Annotated in this window: 6 protein-coding genes; 5 read left to right on the forward strand and 1 reads right to left on the reverse strand. The window is 50.9% G+C overall.

Annotation, left to right across the window (positions count from 1 at the left end; translation table 11 throughout):
- Positions 1-2255: HYR domain-containing protein (locus MRY86_RS12085; protein WP_293571517.1), on the forward strand; the 2255-nt coding region annotated here is incomplete at its 5' end.
- Between the two features lie 124 nt (positions 2256-2379).
- On the opposite strand, the gene MRY86_RS12090 is transcribed toward MRY86_RS12085, so the two are convergent.
- The gene (locus MRY86_RS12090; protein WP_293571519.1) at positions 2380-2829 is read right to left on the reverse strand and encodes an FKBP-type peptidyl-prolyl cis-trans isomerase; all 450 of its coding nucleotides are present in this window, start codon (positions 2827-2829) and stop codon (positions 2380-2382) included.
- A 529-nt stretch (positions 2830-3358) separates the two neighbouring features.
- Between MRY86_RS12090 and MRY86_RS12095 the strand changes: the two genes are divergently transcribed.
- From MRY86_RS12095 to MRY86_RS12110, 4 genes are all read left to right on the forward strand, one after another.
- On the forward strand, positions 3359-6619 hold the full coding sequence (locus tag MRY86_RS12095) for a BspA family leucine-rich repeat surface protein (protein WP_293571520.1): 3261 nt from the start codon (positions 3359-3361) through the stop codon (positions 6617-6619).
- A gap of 551 nt (positions 6620-7170) precedes the next feature.
- A complete protein-coding gene (locus MRY86_RS12100) occupies positions 7171-13032 on the forward strand; it encodes a T9SS type A sorting domain-containing protein (RefSeq protein WP_293567064.1) in 5862 nt (1953 codons plus the stop codon).
- Positions 13033-13426: 394 nt separating this feature from the next.
- Positions 13427-21991, forward strand: coding sequence for an HYR domain-containing protein (locus tag MRY86_RS12105; protein WP_293571522.1), 8565 nt, complete (start codon positions 13427-13429; stop codon positions 21989-21991).
- A gap of 126 nt (positions 21992-22117) precedes the next feature.
- Entirely contained in the window at positions 22118-23605 is a 1488-nt protein-coding gene (locus MRY86_RS12110; RefSeq protein WP_282778484.1) for a thioredoxin-like domain-containing protein, read from the forward strand.
- Positions 23606-23649 lie beyond the last annotated feature (44 nt).

Consider the following 23649-nt stretch of genomic DNA (forward strand, 5'->3'; position numbering starts at 1 on the left):
ACGCACCAGCTTCAGGATCGGCCTTTGACACCGGCACCACTACCGTCACCGCCACCGCTACCGATGGGGCTGGCAATACGGCTACCTGCACGCTGAATGTCACTGTCAACGACACCGAAGACCCGGCTATCACCTGCCCAGCCGATATTACCGTAGATAATGACCCCGGGCTGTGCAGCGCGGTGGTCAATATCCCCGCCCCAACTGTCTTGGACAATTGCCCGGGGGCTACCTTCGAGTACACGCCAGCTTCAGGGTCGGCCTTTGAGGTAGGTACTACCAACGTCACTGCCACTACTGCCGACGGGGCCGGCAATACGGCTTCCTGCACGGTGAACGTCACCGTCAACGATGACGAAGCACCAAATATGGTTTGCAAGAAATCAACTGTAGATATTGAACTAGGCCAGACACTACTCCCTGAGCAAGTGGATAGCGTGTCAACCGACAATTGCGCGATTACACAATTAAGTGTTACACCCAACCTATTCGGTTGTGGAAGCCTTGGCCTCAACACCGTGACGCTGACTGCCCAAGACGCGGCCGGCCACAGCAACACCTGTACCACTACCGTCAACGTCATAGACAATAACCCGCCAACCGCTGTATGCAACAACCCGACAGTGAACTTGACGAGCGACGGCGTCACGACAGTTGCCGCTGCTTTCTTTGACGGCGGCTCCGCGGCTGTTTGCCCCGACGGGCCCGTACCGGGCGGCGGGCTCGATTTCTCTGCCTCCATGACGGCATTTGACTGCGACAACTTGGGCGAGACTTATACCGTCACCCTCACCGTGACTTCGCAATCCAGCGGCTTATCAGGCCAATGTACTTCTACCGTCTTTGTCGATGACCCCAATAGCTACTGCTGTCCACCGCCTATGGCTGTGTGCGAAAACATCACCGTGCAACTTGATGCCAGTGGCAATGCCAACATCACCCCTACCGATATCGGCAGTAACAGTACCGCCGAGTGCGGGCTGCAGTCTGAGATGCTGAGCAATAACAGCTTCGGGTGCACCGATGCAGGGCCCAATACGGTCACCTACACTATCACGGACGTTAATGGCGACAGCGATGGCTGTACTGTAGAAGTCACTGTGGAAGACAATATCTCCCCCAGTGCTGTCTGCCTCAACACCACCGTCGAGCTGCAGTCTGATGGCACCTATATTTTGCAGGAAAGCGATGTCTACGACCCGACCAATAGTAGCGACAACTGCCCATACGGGCCCGTACCGGGTGCAGTTGAATCCGTCTCCTTCCCAGCCGCTACCTACACCTGCGATGAGGCTGGCAAGTCGTTCAGCGTCACCGTGACAGTCGAAGACCCGAGTGGCAATACTGATGACTGCACTGCCATAGTAAGCGTAGAAGCCGGCACCGCCCTCCCCGGCAGCTGGACAGCCAATGATATCGGCGACCCCGGCGAAGGCAGCGATTATGCCTACGATCCCTGCACTGCAAACAACCCGGACCAGGGTGATTTCACGATCAGCACCGGGGGCTACAACCTCATCCCGCAAACTTCAGACAACCTGGCTTTTACCGCAGTGCCCCTGTGCGGCAACGGTGGCATACAGGCGCACATCAAAAGCGTAAGCGGTGGCTATGCCGGGCTGATGATCCGGGAGAGCAGTGCTCCGGGAGCGAAGATGGTGGCAGTCTATTCCAACCTGACAAACCTGCTGAGGCGCGAGACGCGGATCATAACCAATGGGGCCAGAAGTAACAGTACCCTTTTTGCTGCCTTCCCGAAATGGCTGAGGCTGATCCGGCAGGGGAATTACATCCGGGCGTTTTATCGCAACAGCAGCAGCGGCAGCTGGACACTATTCCATCAGGCGTATGTGCCTATGGACGAGTGTGTCGAAATGGGTCTGGCTGTATTTACCACAGACCCAAGTGGCGAGGCTTTCGCAGTCTTCGGAAATGTGAATTACCAGAGCCAGGGCGGCAATAATCTATCAGTACCATCCGGGGACTATAAAATACCTGCAGAGACCAAGCGCTCTGCAGTTGTGTTCCCCAACCCTGCCCTTGAGCAGTTTACGCTCTCGTTCAGCAAGCCGTTGACGGCGCCGGGAACAGCGACCCTGCTCAATGAGCTGGGGCAGCGGGTACGCCAATTTGATCTGTATTCTGGTGATCTGGAAATCGACGCCCATCTGAGCGGGCTCCCTCCGGGGCTTTACTTCCTCCGAGCTGCCACAAGTGATGGGTATCAGGAAACGCTGAAGTTGCTGAAACAATAGGCTGATATCGAACGTAAAATATAAAAGGTGGGCAGAGCATCAGGCTTTGTCCACCTTTTTTTTTGCCTAAGGCATACTGTACTTTTCGTGTTTTGATAAGTAGCCGAAAGAAGAGTAATACCGGTTACTTAAAATCCACAAGATCAATCTCAAAAATCAGTACCGATCCGGCCGGGATAGTCCTGAAAGCCCGGTTGCCGTAGCCCAGATTGGATGGGCAATACAGGATGACCTCCCCTCCCTTCCCCACTAGTGGGATACCGATCTGCCAGGCGGGAATTAAGTTTCTAAGCGGAAAAGTAATAGTACTGCTGCCCGGTGTCTGATCAAAAACGTGCCCGCTCAGCAGGGTGCCTTTGTAGCGCACGGTGACAGAATCGGTAACCTCAGGCCGTTCACTCGAACCCGGCGTCTTAATTTGATAGTACAAGCCAGACTCGTGCCGGTCAGCCGTCAGGTTGTTCTCTGCCAGAAAGTCCAGGATTTTCTCTTCATCAGACCGGTCATCGGTCTCCTTGTTGCAGGCGATCAGCGCTATGCCTAAAAGCATCACAAACACATATTTCAGCTTCATCTTCAAAATGGTAAGTTTGGATGTAAAGCTACAAAAATAGTAAAGGTGCCGGACAGGTACTTGCAAAAACCGTAATAGCTGCAAATCTGACAGAGAAGCGACTATACTCCTAGACATTTTTCAAAAGGAATTGATTTTTTTCAGCCTCCGCACGCCCCCTTTCCCCCTAAAGGCGGGAACCCCAGCGCGCAAAAAACAATCCCTTTTATTCATGAAATCCTGTTTGTCTGGTAATTTGAGAAGAGACTAAAAGCTACGGCCGGGATTATTCCATACCTGACATTTTTTTGTTTCGATGGCTTTATATATTTTTGACGCATATTATCCCCTGCCTCTTTATATAGTCACCAAAACTATGACGGACACGCATCTAAAGTTAGCGTACCGAGCCCTATTTAGCGCTCATAATCAACACTAAGTTCAGACACTTGCTGAAAAACAATAAACAGTAGCCTTGTAATGCAACCCATTACAATGCCGCTGCGTACTAACAGGAACTATACCCATTTATAACTAAACAAATATGCAGATGTACACCTTTAAAACCCTCACGCCTATGCGCGTGATACGCCCTTATGCGTTAATAGATCAACTATGGCGCGCTGGTCTCATTTTGGCTTCCTTTTCTTTAATTCCTTTTTACACGCTGGCTCAATGCACCCCTGCTACTGGTGTGGAAAGCTTTGAGAATAACCTGGGGCAAATAGCCTCCGCACCGGGTGCATTATATGGTATCGCAGAATGTTATGGATTCACTATAGCTGGAGGGTTTGGCACTAATACCATTTCGAGTAATGGGGAGACTATTGAACTGTCAAACCCCTTAGACATCGGATACTTCGATATTGGTTCCTCTGATATTTCAGCGTTCAATCTGGAAAGTTTCGTGTTTTCAAGACAAGATGCATCTTACGATGGAGACATGATCATTTATGGTTTGAAAGATGGAAATCTTGTTAACGGAGCTGAAGAAACAGTCACGATAAATGGAACTTCTTCCCAAACAGTTGACCTAAGTTCCAATTCAGGATTTCAAAACATTGAGGGCATAAGGCTAACTTTTCCCGACCGTACCGCCTCCGGCATTTTTGAAATCCATCAGATCGAAATTTCTGCCCCTGGAAATGGTTGCCCGGAAAACACCAAAGGCGCTATCGAAAATGCCAGTGGCTGCATTGAATGCGACAACTATGAGGTAGGTGAACAGTTCGAGCTCGATGGCGAATGTTACACCGTAGTAGACCGCGCTATGCTGGAAACTATGATTGCCAATGATGAAGACCTGACCAAAGTCTGCGTTTCCAAGGTGAATGATATGTCAGATTTATTTTTTGGGGCGGATTCCTTCAACCAGGACATAAGCAATTGGGATGTGTCAAATGTCACGAATATGGCGGGGATGTTTAAAGGTGCTTTCATTTTTAACCAGGACATTGGTAACTGGGATGTATCCGGAGTAACCGATATGAACAATATGTTCAATTTTGCTAATGACTTCAACCAAGATATCGGAGACTGGAATGTGTCAAATGTAGTCAATATGAATGCCATGTTCCATGAAAACTATATCTTTAGCCAGGACCTGTCAGGTTGGTGCGTAGAGCATATCCCCTCTGAACCGAATAATTTCGCAGATTTCACTAATCTTACCAGTGCTCAAAAACCAGTGTGGGGTGCTGCTTGTACAGGTAGCTGCCCGCCCAATAACTCAGGTGCAGCATTTAATGCCAACGGCTGCCTGGAGTGCGACAATTACAATGTGGGCGACCAATTTGAACTCGATGGCGAATGTTACACCGTAGTAGACCGCGCTATGCTGGAAACCATGATTGCCAACGATGAAGACCTGACCAAAGTCTGCGTCTCCAAGGTGACCAATATGCTGACGCTGTTTATCAACCAGGCCAGTTTTGACCAGGACATCAGCAGTTGGGATGTATCTAACGTTACCACTATGGCAGGCATGTTCCTGGGGGCTTCCTCCTTTGATCAACCCATTGGCAACTGGGAGGTATCGAATGTAACCGATATGTTTGGCATGTTCCAGGGGGCCTCGGCTTTCAATCAGGACATTGGCGATTGGGATGTTAAAAACATTGCCAATGCAGCGGGGATGTTTTTTGATGCGGCTGCCTTTAACCAGGACCTTGGACTTTGGGATGTGTCCGGTATGACGGATATGACCGGGATGTTCGGAGATACCCCCCTCTTCAATCAGGACTTATCCAACTGGTGCGTCACTCAATTCAACAGCGAACCTAACGGCTTTGCCATCAACAGCGCCCTTACCGATTCCAACAAGCCAGACTGGGGCACTTCCTGTAATCCAAAGGTGATTAGTGTAAGCGTTCCTGCCGATTCTACGTACGGTTTGGGTACGGTTCTGGAGTTTGTTGTGAATTTCAACAGGATCGTCATCGTATCGGGCACGCCTCAGCTATCCATTAGCCTGGATGGCTCAACAGTACAGGCGGATTATACTTCAGGGACAGGCACCAAGGCACTGAGCTTTACCTACATGGTCGCATCCGGTGATGAAGACACAGACGGCATCACCATAACCCCCACCCTGGGGCTGAACGAAGGCACGATGAAAGGCGTTTGGGACTCTGATGCAGACCTGGCTCTATCGGGCGTCGGAGCGACCGGTAATGTCTTGGTAGATGCCGTTCCGCCAGTTGCGGCCTGCCTCCACTCCACTGTAGAATTAGGGCCTAACGGCATCTACACGCTGCAGGAAAGCGATGTCTTTGATGCAATTGGGAGCAGCGATAACGGCTCAATTGAATCCGTCGAGTTCGAAGGCAATACTTACACCTGCGATGATGCGGAGATGCAATTCGATGTGCTGGTCACCGTAGGAGATGGAGGCGGAAACACCGATCAGTGTGTCGCTCAGGTTTCGGTGAAGGTCGGGGAAGCTTTACCAACTCCATGGGTCAGCAACGACATCGGCAGCCCGGGCGAAAGCAGCACCTTCAGCTATGACCCTTGCGCCACGGACAACCCCGGGCGTGGTGAGTTTGCCATCTCCACCGTTGGCTATAACCTGATCCCCAATACTTCTGATGAAGTAGGTTTGATTTGGCAAAGCCTTTGCGGCAATGGAGGGATTCAAGCTAAAATTGAAAGTGTCAACAATGGCTATGCAGGGCTGATGATCAGGGAGAGCAATGCACCGGGCGCTAAAATGGTAGCCGTGTATTCCAATTTGTCCAGCCTTCTTCGGCGGGAGCTGCGCACCGTGGATAATGGGCCGCGCACTTCCACTACCTCCTTTGCACCATTTGCTACCTGGCTCCGCTTGCGCCGGCAGGGCGACTACATCCGAGCCCTTTACCGCAGCACAGATACTGGCAACTGGCAGTTGTTCCATCAGGTGTACCTGCCCATGGACGAGTGTGTCGAAATGGGGCTGGCGGTATTTACAACGGACCCCAATGGGGATGCCGATGCCGCATTCAGCAATGTTGACACACGCAGCCTCGGCAGCAGCAATTTTTTCATCCCGGACTGGGGCAATGAGGTGACCGCAGTTTCTGTGCGCCATGCAATGATTTCCCCTAACCCAGCCTCCGGGCAGTTTACCCTCACTTTCAGCAAGCCGCTGATGGCAATAGGCACCGCTACCTTGCTCAATGAGCTGGGGCAGCAGGTACGGCAATTTGATCTGTATTCAGGTGATTTGGAGATCGATGGCAGTCTGATTGGGCTCCCTCCGGGTCTTTACTTCCTCCAGGCTGCCACAAGTGATGGGTATCAGGAAACGCTGAAGTTGTTGAAACAGTAGGCTTTTGAAAGCGAAAAGTAAAACAGGTGGGCAGGGCGATTAGGCGCTGTCTACCTGTTCCCTTTGTGCCTGATATCTTCTGCCCCCGTTTATTTTGGTTGGAGCAAGTCCGTTTAAAAAAACTCAACTTAGTTGACGCCCGGCAGTCGTATTATTGCCAGATTTTATCTACTTTTAGTCCTTAATCTCAATTCCCCCTCTCCCCCCCTTTCCAATTGCTGTCACCTGCAGTGATCTAGCTTTTCAAATTTACAGTGCAATACATTGATGGCATTAAATAGTCTACACGAAATTCAAACACCCGGAACAAACCTAAACAAATAGGTAACCTGTTCCAACGCCACTGCGTACTAACAGGAGCTATACTACCCTGGGTCACGAGAAGTGAAATGTTGACGACTATATTTTTGAGCCCTGTAAGGCAAAAAGCACAGGCATCCGTGCAGATGGAGAGCATTTTTAACACAGCAGGGTACAAAAAGAAAAAGTCAAAAATCACTTATTGTGCCCGGCGGGAGTCTATACCCATTTATAACTAAACAAATATGCACATGTACACGGTTAAAACCCTCACGCCTATCCGCGTGACACGCCTCACTGCATCGATAGAGCACTTATGGCGCTTCTGTCTTATGCTATTCTTTTTTACTTCAATGCCTTATGCACTATTGTCTCAGTGTACTCCCGCTAACGGCACGGAGAGCTTTGAGAATGATTTAGAGACTATAGCAACAGGGGCAGGAACACAATCCGGCATTGCAGAGTGTTACGAATTCAAGGTTTTTTCATTTTTGGGTACTTCTACCATATCAAGTGATGGGCAAGACATAAAACTGTCGAACGACCAATTTGTCGGTTACTTTGAAATTGGCTCTTCAGATGGATCTGCATTTAAACTGGAGAATTTCGTATTCCTTAAACAAAGCTCTACCTATGATGGTAATATGACGATTACAGGTTACAAAGATGGCGAACAGGCACAAGGTGCTGAGACGACCATACCGGTAGGTGGTTTTAACAACCAAACCGCTGATCTCAGTTCCAACACCTCCTTCGGGAATATTGATAAGATCCGGCTTACGTTTAGTTCAACTAATGCCAGTGGCGTTTTCTTATTCCGGGAAATCACTATTTCGGACCCCGTAGACTGTAACCTCACAGATGCAGAAGACCCGGTGATAACCTGCCCCCCTTCCCCGGCCACTGCGAAAGCTACGGTCAATTTAGTTCAATTTGGAGGTTCTGCAGGTGATATAACTTATACGATAACCAATTCAAGCGGAGATATTATTGGTAGTGGTGCTTCTGCTTCCGGAAACACAAGCTCAGAGTTTCAATTGCCTTGTGATGCAGATTATAATTTTAACATTACAAATTTTGTAGATTGTGGCTGCGCGGTTCAGGGATTAAACCTAAGCGTAGACGGCACAACAGTTCTTGCTTTGGGGACAGGTAACCCTGCCATAGAAGTAAAAAGCTACCCCTTTACTGTTGATCCCTGCAACATAACCATACCAAATGGGGAATGCACAATCGACCTTACCAATCTTAACCCCATTGGGACACCTTCTGATAATTGTGATACGGACCCAGCGGTCTCCTGGGAACTTACCGGAGCAACAACCGGGTCAGGCAATGGTTATTTCAACCAAAACGGGGCACAGCCTTTCAATGCAGGCACCACCACCCTCACCTATACGGTTGAGGACAATAATAGCAATACAGCCACCTGTAATACAGTGATTGTAGTGGAGGGCAGCGCTGGGCCTGATGCAAGCTTCAGCTACAGTGCAGCAGCCTATTGTGCCAATGATGCAGACCCTTTACCAACCATTACCGGCGAACAGGGAGGGACTTTCAGCAGTACAGCAGGCCTCAGCCTCGATGCCAACACCGGTGAGATTGATATTTCAAATTCTACACCAGCTACTTATACGGTCACTTATACCGTGGCCGGTACAAACTGTGACGGTACCTCTAATGTGGAAGTTACCATAAATGCAGCTGACGATCCAGGCTTCAGCTATAGCCCCGACCACTTCTGCGCCAATGATAATGACCCAACGCCAACGGTCATCGGTCTTTCCGGCGGTACGTTTTCTTCTTCGAGTGGCTTGAATATCAACCCATCTACCGGTGAAATTGACGTCAGTGCTTCCACACCCGGCGTATACACCGTGACTTACATGACCTCAGGCAGCTGCCCAAATTCAGCCACCGATCAGGTCGAAGTCTTCAGCGTCCCCACCCTTGAATTCACGAATCCCGGAGATTTCTGTATCGACGCTGGCGTACAATCCGGGCTAAGCGGCGCAAGCCCTACCGGCGGGACTTACTCTGGTACGGGTATTACCGATAACGGGGATGGCACCTTCGACCTCAACCCGGTCGTAGCAGGAACGGGCAACCTGAATATTACCTACACGCTAACGACCAACGACGGCTGCACGGTCGACATTAGCACAGCTATCAGTATCGACCCGGCCTGCGGCTGCCTCGACGAAGAAACCAATTATTTCTATTGCTATGATGCCAACGAAACGAACCAGGTCGCCTTTGAGGTTTGTGGTTCTTCCGGGCTCTACCCGGTAGCCAAAATCAATCAGGGAATTTTTGCCAACGATGGGGATGAACTGACCATTTATGAAGGTGGATCAGGTAGCGGCACTAGCGGGTCCGAGGTATTCTCCGGAAGCGGGGACGTATCGAACCAGCAATTTGTAGGCACCGCCACTGGACAGTGTCTGATTTTTGTGATCAACTCCGGTGCCAGCGGCAGTTGTTTGCCGGAAGGCACTACCAACCTCCCTCTTGTAGTTTGCGGCAGCGAAACCGCAGTTAGTAATGCCTTTACCGCACTATCAGATTTGTGTATCGATGCGGGGGAACAAACCGGGCTTTCCGGCGGCAGTCCTTCCGGAGGGGTTTACAGTGGGCCGGGCGTTTCCGATGATGGCAATGGCCAGACTTACTCTTTTAACCCTACCGCAGCGGGCGTGGGTACGCATACCCTGTCTTACACTGTCAACAATCAGGTGCTGGAAGACGATGTAGAAGTATTTGACCTTCCGGCTGTCACCTTCGACGATCCAACAGCAGTTTGCCTGAATGACGGGGCACAGAGCAGCCTTAGCGGCGGCAGCCCCACGGGCGGCGAATACTCAGGCCCCGGGGTAACGGACAACAACGATGGTTCGAGCTTTACGTTTGACCCGCAGGAAGCAGGGGTAGGCCTGCATACACTCACTTACACCTATACCGATGGCAACGGATGTGCCAACAGCACTACTGCAACCATCGAAGTTCTGGCCCTTCCCAATGTTAACTTTACTGCTCCGGCAGACCTTTGTATTAGCGCGGACGTTCAATCCGGTTTAAGCGGCGGCAGTCCGGCTGGAGGCACCTACAGCGGGCCCGGCGTAGCCGACGATGGCAATGGGCAGACGTACACTTTTGACCCGGCTACCGCAGGTGCAGGTATACATACCATTACCTACACTTACACAGATAACAGTGGATGTACCAACACGGCAACCGATCAGGTTGAAGTATTCACGCTCCCCGGTTTATCTTTTACTGCTTTAGATGACCTGTGCATTGATGCGGGTCAACAAACCGGGCTGGGCAGCGGCACACCAACCGGAGGAACATACAGTGGCACGGGGGTATCTGATGATGGCAACGGAGAAACCTACAGCTTTGACCCCTCGGCAGCCGGAGTGGGCATGCACGACATTACCTATTCCTATACCGACGGCAACGGGTGCACCAATACCACGACTGATCAGGTTACCGTATTTGCACTGCCCTCTGTTTCATTCACTGCGCCTGCAGACCTTTGTGTGGATAGCGGGGTGCAAATGGGCTTAAGTGGTGGAACGCCTACCGGAGGCCTCTACAGCGGCACCGGTGTGAGCGACGGCGGTAATGGATCAACTTTTATCTTTGACCCTTCAGTGGCTGGGGTAGGCGTGCATACGATCACCTATTCCTACACCGATGGCAATAGCTGCACCAACAGTGCTGAAGATCAGATCACCATTTTCGAATTGCCAGATGTCGGATTTAACGACCCAGGCGACTTTTGCGCGGATGCCGGGGTACAAAATGGCTTGAACGGTGGCACCCCTTCCGGCGGCATCTACAGTGGTACCGGCGTGAGTGACGATGGCAACGGCCAAACCTTCTCCTTTGATCCCAGTCAGGCAGGTATAGGCCAGCACGAGCTGACCTACACCTACACAGATGGAAACGGGTGCTCCAACAGCCAATCAGTAACGGTGGAAGTCAACAGCACCCTAAATGTCACCCTGACCGACCCGGAAGACGTTTGTACCAATGAGGGCATTCAAACCGGCCTTGGAGGCGGACTACCGGCGGGTGGCGTATATTCCGGTCCAGGAGTAGCAGACGATGGAAACGGAACAACCTACAGCTTTGATCCGGTAGTAGCTGGCGTAGGGCAGCATACCATCACTTACGAAGTCACCAGCAATGATGGATGTGAAGGCTCCGATATGGTAACCATTGAAGTCTTTGATGCCCCAAAAGCTGCCCTTGAAAACCCAGGGGATTTCTGTCTGAATGATGGCATTCAAACTGGTTTGAGCGGGGGAACCGAAGCCGGTGGCGTGTATGCCGGCCCGGGGATAACAGATAATAATGACGGCACCTTCGACTTCGACCCGCAAACTGCCGGGGCCGGGCAACATACGCTCACCTATACCATTACAACCAACGATGGCTGTACAGATGATGCCAGCCAAATCTTTGAAGTCTTCGAGTTGCCAACGGTAACCCTGGAAGACTACGACAGCCGCTGTCCTAATGACGGGCTTGCAACCCTCGGTGGAGGGCTCCCTCAGGGCGGCACCTACTCCGGTGAGGGCGTTTCTGATAATGGAAATGGGATCAACTTTGAATTCGACCCTCAAAGTGCAGGCGTGGGAATGCATACCATCACCTATACTTACACCTCTGCGGATGGGTGTACCGTTGAAGCTACGGCCAGCCTTGAAGTTGATGATACTGGGAATCCCGAATTCACGCTCTGCCCGGGACAGCAGGAAGTAGATATGGAAGCCGGGCTCTGCTACGGATTGGTGCCCGATCTGACTGGGATTGTTGCAGCCACCGACGACTGCGGCACACCTGAACTCTCTCAGGACATACAAGCAGGCACCTCATTTGGCAGCGCCCATTTAGAAGAGCAGATCGTTACTGTCACGGCAACGGACGGAGCCGGAAAAAAAGCAACCTGCGAAATCACGCTGCAGTTAATGGACAATCAACCTCCTCAACCACATTGCAAAACCGGCGTTGTTAACCTCAATGCTGAAGGCACGTATGAATTGACCCTTGCCGACATTTACGATGCTAATCTTAGCAGCGACAACTGCGGGGCAGTGGAGGTAACGGATTTTGAAGTATACTCCCTGGATTGCGATGATGCCAATACCACACTTCAGCTTGATGTGACAGTGGAGGACGAGGCCGGAAACCCCGCAAATTGCCAGGCCAGCATTTTCGTATCTGATGAGGCGGAGCTCCCCAATCAGTGGCAATCGACCGACCTTGGAAGTTCCAATAATACAGGCACTTACTCTTTTGCTCCATGTTCCAGCGATGTGCCTGGCAATGGTGATATAACCATCAGTGGCAGTGCCAATGGCAATACCAATTTTAATGGGGACAATATTGCTTTTGCAAGTCAGACGCTATGCGGAAATGTCGTCGGGGTTCAAGCCAGGATTACCGTGAACAGCGGCAGTGGCTATGGTGGGGTCATGATACGGGAAACCCTCGATAGTGACTCAAAGCAAGTTGCTTTGTTTTCCAACAACAGCGCCTTAGTCCGAAAAGAAGTCAGGTATAGTACCGGCGCTGCCAAGGATATTTCGCTTGTTTCTGCACCCTTTTCTTTCTACTTAAGGCTCAGGAAGCAAGGCAACCTCGTTCGTCAGTTCGTTAGTACAACCGGTAGTAACTTTTCTGCTATAGGTGCAGTGGAAATAGACCTTGGACAATGCCCTGAAGTAGGCCTGGCTGTCTTCTCTAATGACAATACCCCGGTGGACGTAACTTTCTCCGAGCTACAGATCAGAGGACAAGCGTCACAAAGCAGCCCAGGGCTGACTCTTATGAGTCAAAATACGAACCTCCCAGGGGAAGCGGTGGTTTATCCTAATCCTGCGAGGGATCAATTCACGCTGGAATTAGACCACCCCCTTTCCGAAATGGCGGAGGTAGTCGTATTTAATCAATTTGGGCAATTTGTAGCTAAATGGCAGATGGCTGCTGGTGAGGTTTTCAGCGATTGCCCCACTATTCACTGGGCACCAGGAGTTTATTACCTTCAAGTTAATATGCCCCACCGTAATTTTGCTCCGGTGAAGATTGTCAAAACAAGGTAACTCGAATTCGAATCAGCTTTTCTGTCACAGAGGCTTAGGGTATCGCCCCTAAGCCTCTGTTTTACCTTCCGGAGCATTTTCATGCCGCTCAGAAATAAAATCGCCCCTGCCTATCAGCTATTGTATTTATTAATGCTTATATTTGAGGAGTCCAAAGCACTCTTCTGCTCCTCGTCCGGGAGCGTTTTTTCACTATGATCTAACACTATAACAGCCTTTACAACAAGGCAAAACACTTTTGACAAAGTGGGACCCCCGTTGTATGTCTCTGGCAAGCAGCAGGTTGAACCATCTGCGGCTTATCCAAAACTGGCAATCATACTCCCAATTCAAAAGTTAAGCTCACTTTCCGTGTATTCGGAAAGGCCGTAAATCATAATCGAAATAAGACACCATGCTGAGCCCGAAGAAACGCCTCACCCAATGGATACCCGCTGCCCTGCTAGTAGCTGTAGCGATTTTATCCCCAGAATTCATCCTCGCCCAGTGCGATGCAGGGGAAGAATTTTACAGCTATTGCTACACTCTACCGGAAGTCAACACTACGGCCTTTGAAGTCTGCCCCGATGACCCTACTGCAACAGTAGAAGCCGAAATTATACAGGCTGGTTTTCTGCATAACCCACCAACGTTTGTTGCGACGCTCACCGTATATGAAGGCTCCATCGCCCCTGGAAATATCGTTTTCGGCCCAGCTGGTACTGGAGTGGCTGGAGAAACCCTCACTTCGACCAATGCCGGTGACTGCCTGATTTTCGTCATCAATGCATCCAATAGTTTTGGGGTAAGCTGCCAAAGCGGTGGGGTTAATACCGAACTACAGGTTTGCGCCAGCGACGTTGGCGGTACTGCACCGGTTACCTTCTTCGCCCCCAATGACCTGTGTGAAACCGATGGGGTACAAAGTGGCCTCAGTGGCGGTATGCCTACCGGTGGTGTCTACTCCGGTGATGGCGTGAACGACAACGGAGACGGCACCTATGATTTCAATCCTGCAACAGCAGGCGTGGGCATTACAACAATCACCTATACCGTAGGCGGCAATTCCGCCATGGATGATGTGGAGGTTTTCGCTTCCCCAATGGCTTCCTTTATTGCACCCGCAGATGTTTGCATCGATGCAGGCCTACAAATGGGACTCAGTGGCGGTTCGCCCTCCGGCGGAACCTACAGTGGCCCGGGCGTAACCGATAATGGGGATGGCACCTATGACTTCAATCCGGGTATTGCCGGGCTTGGTGTCCATACCATCTCCTATACTATTCCGGGTATTTGCGAAGAAACTGCCATGGACGACATCGAAGTTTTAGCAGCCTGTGGCTGCCCGGCCGGGCAATCTTCGTTTTTCTATTGCTACGACAACAATGAATCGAATACCGTCGCCTTTGAAGTATGCCCCACTGCCGGGCAGTCACCGAAGGCCACCATCACGGCTGGGACGATTGGTTCCTTTTTCACTATGGACGGTGATGTGCTCCAGGTATACAGCGGCACTTCCGGTTCTGGTACTTCCGGCACACTGGTTTCCGGCCCTCTTACCGGAGACCTAAGCAATACTGTCATTAACGGCCCCGCAGCTGATGAGTGCCTGATTTTCGTAATCTCCTCAGGCCCCATTGGCAGCTGTGCCACTGGAAATGGCTTACCATTGGAAACCGGACTGGCTGTTTGCGGCGAAAACGTCGCTCCGGAGGTCAACGTCATGGCTTTAGCAGATTTGTGCATCACTGCCGGCATTCAAACCGGGTTGTCAGGTGGCAATCCGGAAGGAGGGGTCTACAGTGGCCCAGGCGTTACCGATGACAATAACGGCATGACCTACGCTTTCGACCCTGCCGTAGCAGGTGTTGGGGTACATACCATCACTTACACCTTTGGCGGTGAAATGGGAACGGATGAGGTGGAAGTGTTCGAGTCCGGGGTCGTCAGTTTAACCGCTTTGGCAGATTTATGCGTAGATGCCGGATTACAACAAGATCTTACCGGCGGCACCCCGGCAGGTGGTACCTACAGTGGCCCCGGTGTAACAGATAACGGCAACGGCACCTACGATTTCAATCCGGGTGTTGCTGGGGTCGGTATACATATCCTTTCCTACACGCAGCCAGGTGGCTGTGAGGAGACTGCAATGGATGATGTGGAGGTAACTGAAGCCTGTGGCTGCCCTTCAGGACAGCTATCCCGTTACGCCTGTTTTGGCAACAATCAGGCAGAAGGCACCATTTTTGAAATCTGCCCGGATGCCGGCAAGGTAGGCCAAACCAACATTATCGCAGGAACCCTCGGTTTGGACGATGTGCTCACGGTTTACCAGGGGTCCACCGGTAGTGGTTCAACCATACTCTTTGGCCCTGCAACCGGCACCAACCTTAGCGGTGAAACCATTACTGGTACGGCGATTGACGAATGCCTGATTTTTGTATTGTCTACCGGCCCTGTTACCAGTTGCCAAGATGGCTTTGAAGCAGCGATACAGGTATGCGGGCAAAGTACAGAGCCTAATCTTGCCTTTACAGCTCCCGCAGATGTTAATATTGATACTCCCACCCTGACCGGGCAAGGGGGCGGTACGCCTACCGGTGGTGTTTACAGCGGCCCCGGCGTTTCTGATGATGGCAATGGCATGACGTACTCTTTTAATCCTGCTGGAGCGGGCGTTGGGGTACATACAATTACCTACACCGTTAACGGATCAATGGTGAGTGACGATATTGAGGTCTTTGATATACTTCCTTCTTTTTCTTCCGCATTTTCACCCAACGATATTGGACCTTTAAGTTCCAGCCGTTTGACTTTTACAATAGACAATACGGGTTCTCCTAATCCACTGACCGGAATATCGTTTACGAATACGCTGCCAAGTGGCCTGGTCATCGCTGATGCGCCGGGATTAGAAACGACTTGCTCTGGGGGTGCACTGAGCGGGCCTTCCGGTGGTACAACTTTAACTTATACCGATGGCGAGTTGACTGCAGGAGCAAGTTGTACGGTATCCATTAATGTCGTTAGTACCTCTGCATCCGCTGCTACTATTACCAACACCTCTGGTGATCTCACCTCAGAACGGGGTAATAGTGGCAACACCATGGCCGATATCCAAATAAATGTTTCAAGGCCTGGATTCTATAAGAATTTTGCCCCAGGCAGTGTAACCGTAGGACAACCCAGCCGGCTGACCTTAACCGTTGACAACACGCTCAGTACTAGTAACGTTCAGAATATTTCATTTACGGATCCTTTGCCAGTCGGTATGGTTGCTGCATCGCCTTCCAACTTTGAGACTGATTGTGCAGGCTTTACCGTAGGTTCCTTTTCACAGCCTGCAACGATTACATTATCAGAAGATGGCACCAGCCTAAATGCCTTTAGCATTTTTCTTGATGCAGGCGCAACCTGCTCCGTTTCCTTTGATGTTGTTCCGGAACTGGGGGTGGAAACGCTTGAAAACGTAACGAGTGCGCTTGGCACACAAACTGGCTCCTCCGGTTTTGCTACTGCTACGCTTAATGTGAATCAACCCGGAGAAATTTTCCTTGAGAAATCCTTTAACAATGACCCGGTCGCCCCCGGGGAAATGGTAGACCTCACTTTTACCGTTTCTAACTTAAGCCGTGATGAAAACCTGACCGACATCAGTTTCACGGATGACCTGGATGCCACCTTATCTGGTCTGGTTGCGGTAGGGCTCCCCCAAAATAACGTTTGTGGCACGGGCTCAACGTTGAGCGGGACGAATACCCTTACCCTCACCGGTGGCAATCTTCCATCGGAAGGCAGCTGTACTTTTACGGTAACACTACAAGTTCCTGCGGGAGCCGCCACAGGCATTTATCCTAACACGACGAGCGCTATAACTGCGAATACATCTGGAGGGGCGATCTCTGGTGACCCTGCTCAGGATAATCTGGCGATCAAAATTGTACCTAATTTCACAAAAACCTTTCAAAGTACTGAAGCTGTGCCAGGAAGTACGGTTGATTTGGAATTCTCTCTAACCAACCCCAGCACGACTGAAACTATAACAGATATTAGCTTTACGGATGACCTTGCGGCTTTTCTTTCTGGCGCGCAAGTTATTTCAGGCACAGGTGCGAATCTGTGTGGCACTGGCTCCTTTGTAATCTTTTCAACCTCAGGGGGTAACTCAACCCTAACGTTAACAGCAGGTAATGTGGCCCCTGGAGGCAACTGTAATTTCACGGTTACGTTGAGCATTCCGGAGGGAACCTCAGGCGGAGCCTATACGAATACGACCTCTTTACTGTCCTCCACCACTAACGGAGAGACCACTTTTAGCGCAGGAGCCAGCGATGACCTTACCATACTTCCTGCCCCTAAAATCACCAAATCCCTTGTAGAAGGTGCCGTTCTTGCAGGAGAAACGGCTACGCTTGAATTTACGATTGACTACACGGACGAGGCGACCTACAATGCGACCAATATCAGCTTTACAGATGACCTGGATGCGTTCCTCAGCGGGACCGTCGTTTCGGGGCCACTGCCCACCAATCCATGCGGGACCGGCTCGGCATTCACGGGCACTTCTAATTTGGAACTAACCGGTGGAGAACTGAGCCCCGGCGGATCGTGTACCTTCCAGGTGACCATCCAAACCCCGGCAAGCGCGCTGCCCGGAGTGTATACCAATACCACATCCTCGCTCAGTTCCACTGTCAACGGACTGAGTGCATCCAGTCCGGCAGGAACAGATCAGTTGATTATTTCGGGTCTTGAAGCTAGCCTGACTGTCCTCAATAACCCTGTGGTGGCAGGTGACCTGGCGACGTTAGAATTCAGCTTTGAGAACATCAGTACGGTTGATTTAACTAATCTGTTCTTCACCCTTTCATTGCCATCCGGATTCTCAGCAGAAGGGTTGCCTGAAAGTGACGTCGTTGGCATCGGTAGCCAAATCAGCGGGACAACGACGTTAACCCTCAACGGAGGTAATTTGACACCTGGTACATCCGAAACCTTTACAGTGGATATCCGTGTGCCGGCAAGCGCAGATGACAATCAATACGGATTGGCCACCTCTCAGATTTCAGCTAATTTTGATGGTGATGCGACTACTTTACCGCCGCTGAATACAACGTTGGAGGTGCAATCTGAATTAATAGGCATTGAAAAAACCTTCCTGCCCAATTCCACCGTTCCCGGCGGCACCGTTGAGGCTATTTATACCCTGACTAACCTCAGTGATGCGTACGATCTGGAAAACATTGAATTCACAGATGATTTTGATGCCGTTTTATCCGGGCTCTCCATTGCAATGCTCCCGGTGGCGCCCTGTGGAGGCAATGCCACAGGAACCAGTGTACTCAATATTTCGGGAGCCTCTGTTACAGCGGGGAATTCCTGTATGTTTACCGTGACGCTTCAGGTCCCTGACCCTGCGGACGGTGGTATTTATACCAGTACCTCCTCTGCCCTGACCGGCAGCACCGTAGGCGATGGTTACACCGTCACCGGTAGCCCTGCAACCGATGAGCTGACCATAGAGTCCATAAATTTGGAAAAGTCCTTCCCTGGGGTTTCTGTCATTGCCGGAAACAGTACCACGCTTCAATTCACCCTGACCAATAATGGTGCTACCGAGGTCTCCGGCATTAGTTTTACTGATGACCTTTCCGCTATGGTTTCAGGGCTCACCTTTAATGGCTCCGCGCAGACCAATATCTGTGGTACCGGCTCGGTGCTTAGTGGTTCAGGATCTACCCTGCTCTCCTTTACAGGAGGTACACTCGCTCCCGGTAGCAATTGCACCTTTTCAGTGGAATTAGATGCCGCTTGTGATATCTCCTCTGATACCTATACGAATACCACCTCTTTAGTATCAAGCAATGGACTATCCGTAGGAGAGCCAGCTACGGCAGACCTGGAAATACAGGCTGAAAACACTCCTCCCGATATTACGTGCCCGGAAAACATCACCATCGAGTGCGACGAGAGTACAATGCCTTCCAACACCGGTATGGCAACCGCTACTGACAACTGCACCTCGGGCTTAACGCCGGATTACGAAGATGAGGATATGCTCACCAATGGGTTGGGCACCATCGAACGGACCTGGAGCGTCATGGATGACGCAGGGAACAGCGACGATTGCGTGCAGGTCATCACCATACAGGATACCACTGATCCCGAATTCACCAGCTTCCCGATGGATGCCGAAGTGGAATGTGGGGCAAGCACTGACCCGGCCAGTACCGGAACCCCTATGGCAGCGGACAACTGTTCCACCCCTACGCCAGAATACGAAGACGGAGCTATGACGGACGGGTGTGGGAGCACCGGCTCCTTCGAGCGTACCTGGACGGCTACGGATAATGCCGGTAATATGGTGATGCAAGTTCAGACCATTACTATTGTGGATAATACCCAACCTGTATTCACTGATTTCCCGGCAAATACTACATTGGAGTGCGGCGAAAGTACTGATCCTGCCGATACAGGAATGCCTGGTGGTACGGATGTTTGTGGTATGGTTACGATTGATTTCAGCGATGCTTTTGCGGAAGATTGCGGCGACACGGGTATCATCACCCGTACCTGGACGGCTACTGATGAGTGTGGCAACGTTCGGGAGCAGGATCAGTTGATCACCATCGAGGATACGACGCCGCCAAGCCTGAGCTGCCCGGATGATATCGTAGAAACGAATACCGCTGGCACCTGCGGCACTGTGGTTATCTTTATGGCTACTGCCAATGATGCCTGTAGCAGTGAAGTTATGATTACCTACAGTCAGGATCCGGGCACAGTATTCGCTGTAGGTGAAACCACTGTCACCGTCAATGCGACCGACGCCTGCAACCTGATGGCAGATGAGTGTACCTTTACGGTAACGGTTAATGATGCAGAAGACCCGGAAATCACTTGTCCGGACAACATTACGATTGAATGCGATGAGAGCACCCTGCCCGCCAACACCGGTATGGCAACTGCTACCGACAACTGCACCTCAGGCTTAATGCCGGATTACGAAGATGAGGATATGCTCACCAATGGTCTTGGCACGATCGAACGGACCTGGAGCGTAATGGATGACACGGGGAACAGCAATGAATGCATGCAAACGATTACCATTCAGGATACCACCGACCCCGAGTTCACCAGCTTCCCAATGGATGCTGAGGTGGAATGCGGCCAAAGCACCGACCCTGCCAGTACAGGTATGCCGGTGGCAGCGGATAACTGCTCCTCCCCTATGCCCACCTATGAAGACGGGCCAATGACAGATGGGTGCGGGGACACCGGCTCCTTTGAGCGCACCTGGACGGCTACGGATAATGTCGGCAACTCCGTCATACAGGTACAAACCATTACTATTGTCGACAACACCGCGCCGGAGTTTACCAGCTTCCCAATGGACACAGAAGTAGAATGTGGACAAAGTACCGATCCGGCCAGTACCGGTATGCCTTCCGGGGACGACCTATGCGGTACCATTGACATTAATTACGAGGATAGCTTCTCCGGAGCCTGTGGTAATTCCGGAGTCATTACACGGACCTGGACCATAACTGATGCATGCGGCAACAGCGACGAGCAAGACCAGATGATCACCATTGAAGACACGACACCGCCCGTGCTCACCTGCCCGGACAATATAACGGTAAGCAATGATGAAGGAGACTGCGGAGCCATTGTCACTTTTGCCGCTGAGGCGAATGACAACTGCGGTTCTGTCATGGTGAACTATAGCACAGCACCAGGCAGTTTCTTTGAAGTTGGTACAACAATAGTTGAAGTCAATGGTGCTGACGCCTGCAATAACCCTGCTATGAGCTGTACCTTCAACGTCACGGTAAATGATACAGAAGCGCCGGTCCCAGTTTGTTTGGATACAGAAATCATTATCGAACCCGATGGCACCTTCGAAGTACCGATTGAAGATGTCATTGACTTGAGTGCCAGCACAGACAATTGTGAGTTGGGTATGGCAGAAATAGAAACAACAGTGATCACCTGTGATGAATCAGGAAGCGTTGTGCCTGTGGAAGTCAATCTGTCAGACGCCGCAGGCAACGTTGCGAGCTGCACGGCTATGCTATTGGTCAATACCGGTGATGCCCTGCCCGAACCCTGGGAGAGTGCGGATATTGGCGAAAGTACGAGCGGCAACACTTATGCTTATAACCCCTGCGGAGAACAGTTTTCCATTACTTCTACGGCCCAAAACACCACATTCCAGACGGAAGATGACCAGGCCTACATCAGCATTGAGCTGTGTGGTGACTTTGGCATGCAGGTACGCGTGGACAGCCTTCTTGGAGACAGCGGGTACGGTGGGATTATGATCCGGGAAAATAATGACCCTGGCGCCAAGCAAGTTAGCGTACTTTCCAATCTTACTAACCTGGTGCGCTGGGAGCATCGTCAGAATACGGATGGCTTTAAACAGACCGCTCTTTATTATAAACCCTTCCCTGTTTTCTTACGATTAATACGTAGGGGGAATCTCGTCAGAGCGCTGTACAGTAACAGCGGTAGTAATTTCCAACTCATTAGTGTCGTGGAAATTAACATGAACGAATGCCTGAAAATTGGTTTGACTGCTTTCTCCAATGACCCGTTTGGCACAACCCGTGCCGTATTTGGAGATGTTAAATACCGGGTACTGAATAACAATACCCTCTCTCAGGAAGATAGGGAATGGCTGGAAGGCGAAGTAGCAGAACAAGCCCCCACCTTCGGCATTTCGGACGAAAACATACAACTTTATCCAAACCCTGCGACCGAACAGCTTACGCTGGAATGGCAAAAGCCGGTGGAACAGCCTGTGAACCTCATTTTACATAACGAACTGGGGCAAGCTATCGAGACCCGAATCCTTGAGCCAGGCAGCATTCAAACCACCTGGGATGTCAGTCAGCTGGCAACCGGGCTGTACCTGATTGAGGTTAGGGCAGCAGACGGTCAGGCGCAGTTGCTCCGGTTTATCAAGACGAAGTAAAACAAGAGCCATTTTCTTCAAGCCCCGGTAGTACCGTAGTATTACCGGGGCTGTTTTATTGGGTTTTCCTGAATGGATATTATTACTTTTGCGCAGCAAATTGTTGAAAGTCTTAATACGCACAATATGAAACCAATACTAATAGCCGTTTTGGCCCTTTTTATCATGGGCTGCAATTCTCCGGCTTCTCAGGGAGCCAGCAACACGAACGATAGTGCCCCAACTCCCGCTACGCCTATGGCTGTCCGCGACAATTCTCCTGCTGAGGCCCCGGACATCACACTTACGCTTTCCGGCATACAGGCCGGCAGCCCCGTATCCCTCATCGGTCACCTCAACGAACAGCGCTTCCGGGCCGACTCTACAGTTGTGGGACAGGGTGGCGTTATTCATTTTCAAAGATCAGAGCCCTATCTGCCTGGCTTCTACTACATTCTTATTCCTCAGCAGGCGGTGGTCCAACTCCTGATTGATAAAGACCAGACGATGCAGCTTCAGGCGGATGCCGGTGATGTGGTTGGCACCATGCAGGTGGAAGGGAATCTCGAAAATGAGATACTGTACCAAAACCTGCAGTTTGAGCAAAACCAGTCCCCAAAATTTGATGCCATCTCCAGCCAACTGCAGGGACTGCAGAAGGGATCTGCAGAATACGAACGCCTTACCGCCGAACGGAGCGCACTGATACAGGAGCGCAAAGCACACCTGCAAAGCCTGTTTGAGCAATATCCTAACACCTTCTTCACCAGCTACAAACGTGCCGGGCAAAATCCGGACCTCCGCGAGCCCAAACGCCCGGATGGCAGCATCGATACCGAAGCACAGGTATACTACTTCCGGCAGGACTTTTGGAATGGCGTGGACTTTACCGATGAGCGCCTGTTGCGCACGCCCGTCATTTTCAATAAGCTCAACCGGTACATCACCGAACTAACGGCTCAAAACCCGGATTCTCTGAGAGCTGCCACTAAATTCCTGATGGATAAAGTGGTTGACAACGAAGCCACTAAAGAGTACCTCAAATTCTTCGCCAACTGGATTACCCTGAAGTATGAGCCAACTAAGACTACGCTCATGGATGCAGAGGCGATGTATGTATTTATGGTGCAAAACTACTTTACAAAGGAGCGGGCATTTTGGTCAGACTCCATGAATATATACGGCTTGCAGCAGCGGGCCGAGGAAATGGCAGGCAGTCTGGTTGGCCATAAAGCGCCCAATGTGACTTCCTTTGCTCCTGATGGTTCCGAGAAAACACTGCTTGACCTTAAAGCGCCTTACCTGATCGTTTACATGTACAACCCTACCTGTGAGCACTGCATGGAGCAAACGCCCAAACTGGTCAACTTCTACCGGGAGTGGAAAAACAAAGGCGTCGATGTCTACGGTATCGCATTGGATACCGACCAAAAGGAATGGACAGATTACATTAAGAAAACTGGCATGAGCTGGACCAATGTCTTCGACCCTTCCAACCGTTCCATCTACGGCAAATACTACGTAGATGTCACACCCGAGATCTATGTAATCGGGCCTGACCGGAAGATTATCGCTAAAAATATTAAGGTCAACCAGATTGAGGAAGTCATCCGGCGAGACAAAGAGCAGAGATAGTGCACAGGCATTTCTGGTCTACTAAAACAACAGCATGACTACCT

This window comes from Phaeodactylibacter sp. (genome assembly GCF_022763345.1).
Taxonomy (GTDB): Bacteria; Bacteroidota; Bacteroidia; order Chitinophagales; family Saprospiraceae; genus Phaeodactylibacter.

Coding starts and splice junctions, on each gene's coding strand:
- MRY86_RS12090 (WP_293571519.1), bottom strand. CDS start 2,829: ATGAAGCTGAAATATGTGTTTGTGATGCTTTTAGGCATAGCGCTGATC.
- MRY86_RS12095 (WP_293571520.1), top strand. CDS start 3,359: ATGTACACCTTTAAAACCCTCACGCCTATGCGCGTGATACGCCCTTAT.
- MRY86_RS12100 (WP_293567064.1), top strand. CDS start 7,171: ATGTACACGGTTAAAACCCTCACGCCTATCCGCGTGACACGCCTCACT.
- MRY86_RS12105 (WP_293571522.1), top strand. CDS start 13,427: ATGCTGAGCCCGAAGAAACGCCTCACCCAATGGATACCCGCTGCCCTG.
- MRY86_RS12110 (WP_282778484.1), top strand. CDS start 22,118: ATGAAACCAATACTAATAGCCGTTTTGGCCCTTTTTATCATGGGCTGC.